General features: G+C 63.0%; 10 protein-coding genes. 8 read left to right on the forward strand and 2 right to left on the reverse strand.

All coding sequences use genetic code 11. The annotated features are described in order from the left end of the window. The first annotated feature begins 501 nt into the window (after positions 1-501). The 6 genes from B7X65_RS23515 to B7X65_RS23540 all read left to right on the forward strand — a co-directional run bounded on the left by B7X65_RS23515 (position 502) and on the right by B7X65_RS23540 (position 7,256). A complete protein-coding gene (locus B7X65_RS23515) occupies positions 502-1,692 on the forward strand; it encodes a CaiB/BaiF CoA-transferase family protein (RefSeq protein ID WP_293596655.1) in 1,191 nt (396 codons plus the stop codon). A gap of 218 nt (positions 1,693-1,910) precedes the next feature. Beyond that, positions 1,911-3,284: an MmgE/PrpD family protein gene (locus B7X65_RS23520; RefSeq protein ID WP_293596656.1), complete on the forward strand. Its 1,374-nt coding sequence runs from the start codon at positions 1,911-1,913 to the stop codon at positions 3,282-3,284. Further along, entirely contained in the window at positions 3,281-4,162 is an 882-nt protein-coding gene (locus B7X65_RS23525) for a CoA ester lyase (RefSeq protein ID WP_293596657.1), read from the forward strand. The genes B7X65_RS23520 and B7X65_RS23525 overlap by 4 nt, the downstream gene beginning before the upstream one ends. Positions 4,163-4,393: 231 nt before the next feature. Then, positions 4,394-5,404, forward strand: coding sequence for a TRAP transporter substrate-binding protein (locus B7X65_RS23530; protein WP_293596658.1), 1,011 nt, complete (start codon positions 4,394-4,396; stop codon positions 5,402-5,404). Positions 5,405-5,445: 41 nt separating this feature from the next. Next, entirely contained in the window at positions 5,446-5,982 is a 537-nt protein-coding gene (locus B7X65_RS23535; protein WP_293596659.1) for a TRAP transporter small permease, read from the forward strand. Beyond that, positions 5,979-7,256 carry a TRAP transporter large permease gene (locus B7X65_RS23540; protein WP_293596660.1) on the forward strand — a complete coding sequence of 426 codons (1,278 nt, stop codon included), beginning with the start codon at positions 5,979-5,981 and terminating at the stop codon, positions 7,254-7,256. The genes B7X65_RS23535 and B7X65_RS23540 overlap by 4 nt, the downstream gene beginning before the upstream one ends. Positions 7,257-7,437: 181 nt before the next feature. Here B7X65_RS23540 and B7X65_RS23545 read toward each other — a convergent pair whose 3' ends face one another. Both B7X65_RS23545 and nth read right to left on the reverse strand, forming a co-directional pair. Continuing rightward, positions 7,438-7,722 (reverse strand): GIY-YIG nuclease family protein, encoded by a 285-nt coding sequence (locus tag B7X65_RS23545; RefSeq protein ID WP_293596661.1) that lies wholly within the window; start codon positions 7,720-7,722, stop codon positions 7,438-7,440. Positions 7,723-8,082: 360 nt separating this feature from the next. After that, a complete protein-coding gene (gene nth / locus B7X65_RS23550; protein ID WP_293596662.1) occupies positions 8,083-8,724 on the reverse strand; it encodes an endonuclease III in 642 nt (213 codons plus the stop codon). A gap of 316 nt (positions 8,725-9,040) precedes the next feature. Between nth and B7X65_RS23555 the strand changes: the two genes are divergently transcribed. Continuing rightward, the gene (locus B7X65_RS23555) at positions 9,041-9,502 is read left to right on the forward strand and encodes a cache domain-containing protein (protein WP_293596663.1); all 462 of its coding nucleotides are present in this window, start codon (positions 9,041-9,043) and stop codon (positions 9,500-9,502) included. 175 nt (positions 9,503-9,677) lie between these two features. Beyond that, positions 9,678-11,054 (forward strand): methyl-accepting chemotaxis protein (locus tag B7X65_RS23560; RefSeq protein WP_293596664.1); only part of this gene is annotated, 1,377 nt, incomplete at its 3' end.

The raw sequence follows: 11,054 nt of genomic DNA on the forward strand, positions 1-11,054 counted from the left end.
CTCGGCAAAAGCGGGGTCTCGCTCGAACTCGCCTTCGGCTCAGACAATCGCGAGCCCTGATCCGCTTTTACCTGCGCTCCTCGGCCCAGCCCGACGGGTTGGGAGAAATACAAATACAAATACCAATACCAATTCGGGGAGACGAGGACGCGCAAAGCGCGTCCTCGCCGGAGCCCGATTGCGAACCCGAACCCGCTTCTGGTCCCACCACCCTTCTGGCTGCGCCGAGGAGCGGAGGTCCAGACGGATCAGGACGGGCGATTGTCTGAGCGTAGCGAGTTCGAGCCCGGCCCCGGCTGGACCGAGCACCGCAGGTTGCCCCCGTAGCGCCAGCGAAGGGGGACGCAGACAGCAGGGTCGCCTTTTCTTTGCTTACTTTCTTTTGGCGACGCAAAAGAAAGTGAGTTGCCGCCGGGCAACCCCCGGCCAACAGACGCATGCGAACAACAAGCGCCCGATCAAACACGCGGCCGAAGCGCAACCTTCCCCAACGGATACGCAATGACTCCACAAACAAGACCCCTCGACGGCATCACCGTCATCTCGCTCGAACACGCGATCGCCGCGCCGTTCTGCACCAGGCAGCTCGCCGACTTGGGCGCACGCGTGATCAAGGTCGAGCGACCCGGCGTCGGCGACTTTGCGCGGGCCTATGACCAGCGCGTGGACGGCATGGCCTCGCATTTTGTCTGGGTGAACCGCTCCAAGGAAAGCCTGACGCTGGACTTGAAGCAACCCGGCGCACTGGCCGTGCTCAAACAGCTGCTGGAAACCGCCGACGTGCTGGTGCAAAACCTCGCGCCGGGTGCGGCCGCGCGTATGGGCCTGGGCTATGACGACCTCCGTGTTGCCAACCCGAAACTGATCGTCTGCGACATTTCGGGTTATGGCGACGACGGCCCTTATCGCGACAAGAAAGCCTACGACCTGCTGATCCAGAGCGAAGCCGGTTTTCTGTCGGTGACCGGCACGCCCGACGAGCCCTGCAAGGCGGGCAACTCGGTGGCCGACATTGCCGCCGGCATGTATGCCTACAGCAGCATCCTGGCTGCGCTGCTGCAGCGCGGCAAGACCGGCCAGGGTTCGCACATCGACGTGTCCATGCTTGAGTCGCTGGCCGAGTGGATGGGTTACCCTATGTATTACGCCTACGCCGGTGCCCCACCGCCACCGCGCAGCGCGGCATCCCACGCGACCATCTATCCCTACGGTCCGTTTGCGGCCGGTGACGGGGGCACTGTCATGCTCGGGCTGCAGAACGAACGCGAATGGGTGATTTTCTGCAAGGTCGTGTTGCAGCAGCCGGAGTTGGCGACCGATGCGCGGTTTGACAGCAACGCGCGGCGCAACGAGCACCGCGAGGCGCTCAAGGCCATCATCCTTGCGGCCTTTGCCGGCATGAGCACCGCCGAGGTGACCGCCCGGCTCGACGAAGCCCAGATTGCCAACGCCCGCATGAACAGCATGGCCGAACTCTGGGCGCATCCGCAGCTCAAGGCGCGTGACCGCTGGCGCCAGGTGGCCTCGCCGGTCGGCGACATTCCCGCGTTGCTGCCGCCGGGCCGCATCAACAGCTTCGACTACCGCATGGACCCTATCCCAGCCGTCGGCCAGCACACCCGCGCCATTCTGCGGGAGCTGGGGCAGGGCGATGACGCCGTTGCCGCGCTGCAGCAGACGGGCGCTATTTAATTGATAGCTGCTTGCGCTTTATCCATAAGGACTGGAGCCATATTGGATGCATGAATTTCCATTGACTGTCATTGCGGGCTTGACCCGCAATCCATGTGGCACTTTCCCGCGACCGTGGGTCTTGTTGCATGGATCCCGGATCAGGTCCGGGATGACAAGGCAGAAGTCCAGAAGTCTGGAATCGTGTCACGTTTGATTTTTGAGACTGAGGAACAGAGATGACCCCAACCGCTACCAGCCCCACCGCCCAACTCGCCGCCTTCGCCGCCGGCCTGACTTTCGACGCCATTCCCGCGCCCGTCGTGCGCAAGGCTGAAGACCTGCTGGTCGACTGGTTCGGCTCGGCAATTGCAGGCAAGGGCTCGCGTCCGGTCGAGACCATCACGCGTTTTGCCGCCAGCATGGGGCCGACCGGCGGCGTGGCCGAAGTGCTGATCAACCGCAGCCGGACCAGCGCCTACTTTGCCGCCATGGCCAACGCGGCCGCCTCGCATGTGGCTGAGCAGGACGACGTGCACAACGGCTCGGTGTTCCACCCCGCCACGGTGGTGTTCCCGGTGGCGCTGGCGATGGCGCAGTCCTTTGGCAGCAGCGGCAGGCAGATGCTCACCGCCGCGGTCGCCGGTTACGAGGTCGGCATCCGTGTCGGCGAGTTTCTGGGGCGCTCGCACTACAAGGTGTTTCACACCACCGGCACCGCCGGCACGCTGGCGGCCGCGGCCACGGCGGGCAGCCTGCTGGGCCTGAGTGCGGCGCAGATGCAGCACGCCTTCGGTTCGGCCGGCACGCAGTCGGCCGGGCTCTGGGAGTTTTTGCGCACGGCCGCCGACTCCAAACAGTTGCACACCGCTCACGCGGCCGCCGCCGGCCTGATGTCGGCCTGCCTGGCGCTGGACGGTTTTACCGGCGCGGCGCAGATTCTCGAAGGCCCGCAAGGCATGGCCGCCGGCATGTCCAGCGATGCTGATCCCGCCAAACTCACCGACGCCCTGGGGACACGCTGGGCCACGGCCGAGACCTCCTTCAAATACCACGCGTCCTGCCGCCACACCCACCCGGCGGCCGATGCGCTGCTGCAGGTCATGCAGGTCCATCAGCTGGCACCGGCCGACATCGCCAGTGTGGTCACCCATGTACACCAGGGCGCCATCGACGTGCTGGGCCCGGTGCTGGACCCGGCCACGGTGCACCAGAGCAAGTTCTCCATGGGCACGGTGCTGGCCTTGGTCGCACGGTTCGGCCATGCCGGCCTGGTCGAGTTCGACAAACATTTCCGCGAAGACGCGACCACGGTCCTGCGCGACCGGGTCACGATGCTGCTGGACGCCGAGGTGGACGCGGCCTATCCGCAGCGCTGGATTGGCAAGGTCACCGTCACCACGCTGGATGGCCGCGTGCTGCAGGGCAGGGTGGACGAACCCAAGGGCGACCCCGGCAACACCCTGAGCCGCGAAGAAATCACCGCCAAGGCGCTGCGCCTGGCCGCCTTCAGCGGCGGCGCCACACCGGGCGAGATGCAGGCAGCCATCGATGCCTTGTGGCAGGTCGCGTCATTGCCGCGCGTGGGTTTGCTGCTGGAAGGCGAGGCATGAGCGAGTCCGCCGGCCAGCCGCTGGCGCTGGCCCGCTCCTTCCTGTTCGTGCCCGCCACCCGGCCCGAGCGCTTTGCCAAGGCATTGGCCTCGGGCGCCGACGCCGTCATCATTGACCTCGAAGACGCGGTCGCCCCCGGCGACAAGGCGCAGGCGCGGCAAGGGCTGGCGCAGGCCTGGGCTGGCCTCGCAATGGCAGAGCGCGCACGTGTGCTGGTGCGTGTGAATGCAGGCAACACGGCCTGGCATGGCGACGACCTGAACCTGCTGGTCGGGCTGGGCGTGGCGGGCGTGGTGCTGCCCAAGGCCGAACATGCGGCCCAGCTCTCGCATGTCGCGGCGGTGCTGGGCTCTGCGTGCGTGCTGGTGCCGCTGATTGAATCGGTTGCCGGCCTCGATGCCGCCGACACACTGGCGCGTTGCCCGCAGGTGCTGCGGCTGGCCTTTGGCAACCTCGACTTCCAGGCCGATGCCGGCCTGGCTTGCGGACCCGACGAAGCCGAGCTGACGGCGGTTCGGCTGGCGGTGCTGCTGGCTTCGCGCCGCGCGCAACTCCCTTCACCGATTGACGGCGTGACGGCGGACACGCAGGACGCGGCGCAACTCGCGCGCGATTTGCTGCGCAGCCGCAGCGGCGGCTTTGGTGCCAAGCTGTGTATTCATCCCGCGCAGGTGGCGGCGGTCAATGCGGCGTTCACCCCCAGCCCGGCCGAGATCGACTGGGCGCGTCGTGTGTTGGCTGCCAGTGAGGCCGCAGGCGGTGCGGTGGTCAGCCTCGACGGCCGCATGGTGGATGCGCCGGTGTTGCTGCTCGCGCAGCGCACGCTGGCCCGTGCAGCCGATGTATCTCATGGGCATGGAGGGCCTGACCGTGCCTGAGAAGGGTTTGTCCGAATGTTTTCTGGAGCCACTCGCCGCAAGATGGGCGCTGTACCTCCAAGCGGCGACACGGGGCATTTCCCCAGTGGGAGACCCGACGGGACGCGCCGCGCCGCTGCTGAAAAACCATGCCAGGCATCGGTTTGTACGTATGGTGATCGAGCGCTGACAAGCCTATATTCCCATCCAGACGGATGCTCAATCCGCACCTTTTTTTAACCAGGAGACATCATGAAAACAATCCATCGTTTGCGTCGCACCCTTCTTGCCACGGCGCTTGCCGCCGGCGCCCTTGCACTGCCGTTCGCCGCATCGGCCCAGGCCCCCATCGTGATCAAGTTCAGCCACGTGGTGGCCGAGCAGACACCCAAAGGGCAGGGCGCACTGAAGTTCAAGGAGCTCGCCGAGAAAAAACTCCCGGGCAAGGTGCAGGTGCAGGTGTTCCCGAGCTCGCAGCTGTTCGGTGATGCCAAGGAACTTGAAGCGCTGCTGCTCGGCGACGTGCAGTTCATCGCGCCGTCGTTGTCCAAGTTCGACCGCTACACCAAGAAGATCCAGGTCTTCGATCTGCCTTTCCTGTTTGACGACATCGAGGCGGTGGACCGCTTCCAGTCCGGCCCGCAGGGCAAGGCTTTGCTGGAGGCCATGAAGGGCCGTGGCCTGCTTGGCCTGGGCTACTGGCACAACGGCATGAAGCAACTGTCCACCAACAAGGACAAGCTGGTTCGCCCCGATGACGTCAAGGGCCTGAAGTTCCGCATTCAGGCCTCCGACGTGCTCGAGGCACAGTTCCGCGCGCTGGGCTCCAACCCGCAGAAAATGGCGTTCGCCGAGGTCTATCAGGCCTTGCAGACCGGCGTGGTCGATGGCCAGGAAAACACCTGGTCGAACATCTATTCGCAGAAGTTCCATGAAGTGCAGAAGACCATTGCCGAAACCAACCACGGAGTGATCGACTACATGGTCGTCACCAATGTCAAGTGGTGGGACGGCCTGCCGGCCGACGTGCGCAAGGGTCTGAGTGAAGCCATGACCGAAGCCACTGCCCATGCCAACAAGCTGGCGCTGGACATCAACGAAGCCGACCGCAAGAAAATTGCCGACGCAGGCAAGGCGAAAATCCAGAAGCTGTCCAAGGACGATGTGGCCGCCTGGCGCAAGTCCATGGAGCCGGTGTGGAAGAAGTTCGAAGGCGACATCGGGCGTGACCTGATCGACGGCGCCCTCAAGGCCAACAAGTAACCACAAGGAAAGGGCCCGCCTTGCGGGCCCTTTGTACATCTATGCGTTGGCTGGAACATTTGGAGGAAGGCCTGATTACCTTCCTGATGGCGGCGATGACCCTGGTCACCTTCATGCAGGTGATTGCGCGTTACGTTTTCAACTACAGCTTTGTCTGGGCGCTGGAACTCACCGGCGTCATGTTTGCGTGGCTGATTTTTGTGGGCATGTCCTACGGCGTGCGCGTCGGTGCACATATCGGCGTCGATGCCGCGGTCAAGCTGCTGGGCAACCGGCCGGCCCGCGTGGTCGAGTCGATCGCGGCCTCGCTGTGCATCGTGTATGCCCTGATCGTTGCTTTCGGAAGTTACCAGTATGTCTACAAGATTTACAGCGTCGGCATCCTGATGCAGGACATTCCCATCCAGACCTGGATACCGCGCATCATCCTGCCGCTGGGTTTCCTGCTGCTGGCGTTTCGCTTTGCGCAGGTGCTGTGGCGGCTGGCTAGCGGCCAGGAAGCCCATCTGCTCGGTGACGAGGCCCAGGACGCGCTCAAGCTCAAGGAAGAACCGGCCGTCGGCGAGGTGCGTTCATGACCATCGCTGCACTGTTCATCCTGCTGCTGGCCTTCATGGCGCTGGGCATGCCGATCGCGGTGGCACTCGGCCTGTCGTCCATCCTGACCATCCTGGTGTTTGCACAGGACTCGCTGGCCTCGCTGACGCTCAAGCTGTTCGAGACTTCCGAGCTGTACACCTTGCTTGCCATTCCGTTTTTCATTCTCGGTGGCAACTTCATGACGACGGGCGGCGTGGCGCGCCGCATGATCCGGTTTGCCAACGCCTGCATCGGGCACTTCCGGGGTGGCCTGGCCATGGCGTCGGTGCTGGCCTGCATGTTGTTCGCAGCGGTGTCGGGCTCATCGCCCGCCACGGTCGTTGCGGTGGGCGCCATCGTGATCGCCGGCATGGTCAAGGCCGGCTACCCGCAGAATTTTGCGGCGGGGGTCATCTGCAACGCCGGCACGTTGGGCATCCTGATCCCGCCCTCCATCGTGATGGTGGTCTACGGCGCCGCCACCGAGACCTCGGTCGGCAAGCTCTTCATGGCCGGCGTCATACCGGGCATCATGCTCGGCCTGATGCTCATGCTGGCCATCTACGTGCGTGCCCGCATGCTCAATCTGCCGCGCCAGCCGCGTGCGCCCCTGGGCGAGATCCTGAAGGCCGGCCGCGACTCGCTCTGGGGCCTGCTGTTGATCGTCATCATCCTGGGCGGCATCTACGGCGGCATCTTCACGCCGACTGAAGCCGCGGCCGTGGCGGCCATCTACGCCTTCTTCATCGCCGTGTTCGTGTACCGCGATATCGGCATGAAACAGGTGCCCAAGGTATTGCTGGACTCCGGCAAGGTCACCATCATGCTCATGTTCATCGTGGCCAATGCGCTGCTGTTTGCACATGTGCTGACGACCGAACGCATTCCGCAGACCATTGCCGAAACCATCATCGGCTGGGGCATGCCGGCCTGGCAGTTCCTCGTGGTGGTCAACATCCTGTTGCTGATCGCCGGCATGTTCATGGAGCCGACCGGCATCATCCTGATCATGGCGCCCATCCTGTTTCCCATTGCCACGCGGCTGGGCATAGACCCCGTTCACCTGGGCATCATCATGGTGGTGAACCTGGAGATAGGCATGGTGACGCCGCCGGTGGGACTGAACCTGTTTGTCACCGCGGGCATCACCAAAATGTCCATTCTCGGCGTGGCGCGCGCGGCCCTGCCGTGGACGCTGGTGCTGCTGCTGTTCCTGATGATCATCACCTACGTACCAGCCATCACCATGTTCCTGCCCAACATGCTGTTCTGAGCCGCGCCCGGCCTGCCGGTGAACCGATGAGCGCCGCCCCCTGGGCGGCGTTTTTCATGGAGGCTTGATATCAAATCGGCCTCCAGCCCAGGCGGGGCAAGCGCGAGCAGCTATCAAAACAGGAGTGAATCTTCGTAGCTGCGTGGTCGGTAGCCAAGTGAGCCTCGCAGGGCATGTATCGTCAAAGCAGCGTCGCGTACAGGTCCCGCCACTCCGGATTGGACTTCTCGATCATCGCCAACTTCCACTCTCGCTTCCAGTTCTTGAGCTGCTTTTCCTTGTGGATGGCCGCTTCGATGGATGGTGTGATCTCGAACCACACGAGTTGATCAACAGCGTAGCGGCTTGTGAAGCTCTCGACGGTTGCATTTTTGTGTTCATACACGCGGCGAACCAGATCGTTAGTAACGCCGATGTACAAGGTGCCATTTTTCCCGCTGGCCATGAGATAGACGAAGTAGTCCATGGCGCATTGTTGCTGGAATTGTGATCCCGGCCCCCAGCCTGTCATCCTGGCTCCCGTTTGTCATCCCGGACTCGATCCGGGATCCATGTTGCATGAACCACGGTCGCTGGCGGGCGTAGCATGGATTGCGGGTCAAGCCCGCAATGACAGGCGGGGGATGCCTTGCGGAGTTGTCATCCCGGACCTGATCCGGGATCCATGCGGCGCAGACCACCTGCGCTGGGGTGCAGATCTGGGCGGCGTCAAGTCGAATGGCACTTGCATAAGCCGCGAATACCGGGAAACCCGCCAGCCGGGATGACAGCCTTTTTGAATTATGTAAGTTCCATTCGGGTCATGTCCGCAACGGCCACCCCGGCCTCAGCCCGGCTGCGGCGTCTTCGGCGTGTAGTCGCAATACGGCGCTACCGCGCACTGCCAGCACAGCGGCTTGCGCGCCAGACACACATAACGCCCGTGCAGGATCAGCCAGTGGTGCGCGTCCACCAGGTACTCGGGCGGAATGCGCTTGAGCAGTTTCAGCTCGACTTCCAGCGGCGTCTTGCCCGGTGCCAGCCCGGTGCGGTTGCCCATGCGGAAGATATGCGTGTCCACCGCCAGGGTCGCCTCGCCAAACGCGGAGTTGAGCACCACGTTGGCCGTCTTGCGCCCCACGCCGGGCAGCGCCTGCAGGGCCTCGCGGCTGCGCGGCACCTGGCCGCCGTGGTTCTCCACCAGCATGCGGCAGGTTTCCATCAGGTGTTTGGCCTTGCTGCGGTACAGGCCTATGGTCTTGATGTAGCCCTCCAGCCCTTCCTGGCCCAGGTCCAGAATTTTCTGCGGCGTGTTGGCCACCGGGAAAAGTTTGCGTGTGGCCTTGTTCACGCTCACGTCGGTGGCCTGGGCGCTCAGCAGCACGGCCGCCAGCAGCTCGAACACGCTGCTGTATTCCAGTTCGGTCACCGGCAGGGGGTTGGAGGCTTTGAGCGTGGCAAAAAACGGGGCAATGTCGGCGGTTTTCATGCCCTGCAGTGTAGGGGCTGCCCGCGAAGGGGCGGAGGAACTGGAGGTGTTTCAGGTGACCCGGGGCCGGCGTGGCGCCTGGAGCATGCAGGAAAACCCGTAGATACCCTCAACATTCCAAAAGGATTGCCGTTATCCATGAAAGCAGCTGTCAACAAGCTGTCAAGTGCGGGTGGCTGCGATACGGGAACCGTCCTCTTGTCGGAACGAGGCAGACGAGGTGGAGGCTCTGGTGACTGCTTGCAGTGCTTGCGAAAAATGGGGTTTACAAGTTGTCCGGCAGTCCGGATTTTTTAGAGATCAAGGAAATTCAATCATGAAAAAACTGTTCCACGGAATCGTGTTCGGCCTGTTGGCACTGTCATTCAACATCGGGGCCGTGGCTGCCCCGGACAAAGGAACGGCCGAAGAAGCCACCGCGCTCGTCAAGAAGGCAGCCGCGTACATGAAAGCCAACGGCAAGGACAAGGCTTTCGCAGAAATCAGCAATCCGAATGGCCAGTTCAAGGACCGCGATCTGTACATTACCGTCCTGGACATGAACGGCAAGGTGCTCGCCCACGGCGCGAACGCCAAGCTCATCGACAAGAGCCTCATCGAACTCAAGGATGTCGATGGCAAATATTTCGTCAAGGGCTTTGTCGAAGTAGCCGGCGGCAAGGGCAAAGGCTGGGTCGATTACAAGTGGCCCAACCCCATCACCAAGGCCGTCGAGCCAAAATCGTCTTACGTCGAAAAGGTCGACGACATCATCTTCATGGGCGGCATCTACAAATAAGAACCGTCCATGCCGCATGACGGCGCCATTCCATCGGATGGCAGAGGCCGCCATGCGGCAGCACAGGCTTTTTACAAATTGACAATGGACGGGCGTGGTTGATTCGCAGCCGCCCCTGCCGCGTTGCATGCCTGCTTTCCGCAGGAACCAACAGTACGTTAGCTTTGGAGTGATCATGAATTTACGTAGTTTGCGTATCGGCGCGCGTCTTGGCATCGGGTTCGGCATCATCCTGATGATTCTTGTCCTGGTGCTCGTTACCAACACCTGGATCGGTCTGCAAAACAGGACGGTAATGATCGAGGGGCTGGAGAAAGCCAATGCGAAAAGCGCATTGGCCGCCACCATGCGCAGCGCCTTGCTCGAAGGCGGGATCGCCATACGCAACATCGCCCTTCAGTCGGACGTCGGTGCCATGCAGGCGCAGGAGGCAAGGGGCAAGGCTGAACGCAAGCGTTCCGCCCAGGCGCGCGACAAGCTGCTGGCAACCGACCTCTCGGAAGCCGAAAAGAAAATGGTCGCCGAGATTGCGCGGCTCGACAAGGAGATCGAGGCACCCTTCCTCGAGGCTGTCGCACAGGCCCTGGCTTTCGATCCCGAAGGCGCGGCAAAAATCATTGCCGGCCGCATTGAACCGGCGCACCAGAAAGCGATGGTCGAGATCAACAAGCTGGTTGAATTGGAGCAAGCCAACGTTGTTGAAACGCTGGACGAGGCCGTCGCTGCCGGAAAGCAGCTGTCGGTTCTGCTGTTTGGCCTGGGTCTGGCCGCATTGACCATAGGCGCCGCGTTGGCCTGGGTCTTTACCCGCAGCATCACCCATCCGCTGCGCGAAGCCCTGTTGCTGGCGCAAGCAGTGGCTGGTGGCGACCTGACGTCGCGGGTCAAGGTGACAGGCAAGGATGAAGTCAGTGACCTCATGCAAGCCCTCGGGGGCATGAACGACAGCCTGGCCAAGGTGGTCGGCGAAGTCCGCAGCGGCACCGACACGATAGCCACAGCCTCCAGCCAGATCGCCGCCGGCAACCACGACCTGTCGTCCCGGACCGAAGAGCAGGCCAGCTCCTTGGAAGAAACCGCCGCATCGATGGAAGAGCTGACCAGCACCGTCAAACAAAACGCCGACAACGCCCGCCAGGCCAACCAGCTGGCAGTGACCGCCTCCAGCGTGGCCGTCAAGGGCGGCAGCGTCGTTGCCGAAGTGGTGGGCACCATGGGCGCCATCAACGCCTCCTCCCGAAAGATCGTCGACATCATCGGCGTGATCGACGGCATTGCCTTCCAGACCAACATCCTGGCCCTGAACGCCGCGGTCGAAGCGGCCCGGGCCGGCGAGCAGGGCAGAGGCTTTGCGGTGGTGGCCGCCGAGGTGAGAAACCTGGCCCAGAGAAGTGCGGCAGCGGCCAAAGAGATCAAGACCCTGATCGACGACTCGGTGAGCAAGGTTGAAGAGGGCAGCAGCCAGGTGGCCGAGGCCGGCAAGACCATGGACGAGATTGTCGACAGCGTCAAACGTGTGACCGACATCATGGCCGAGATCACGGCGGCCAGC

Source organism: Polaromonas sp. 39-63-25 (genome assembly GCF_002278925.1).
Taxonomy (GTDB): Bacteria; Pseudomonadota; Gammaproteobacteria; order Burkholderiales; family Burkholderiaceae_C; genus Polaromonas.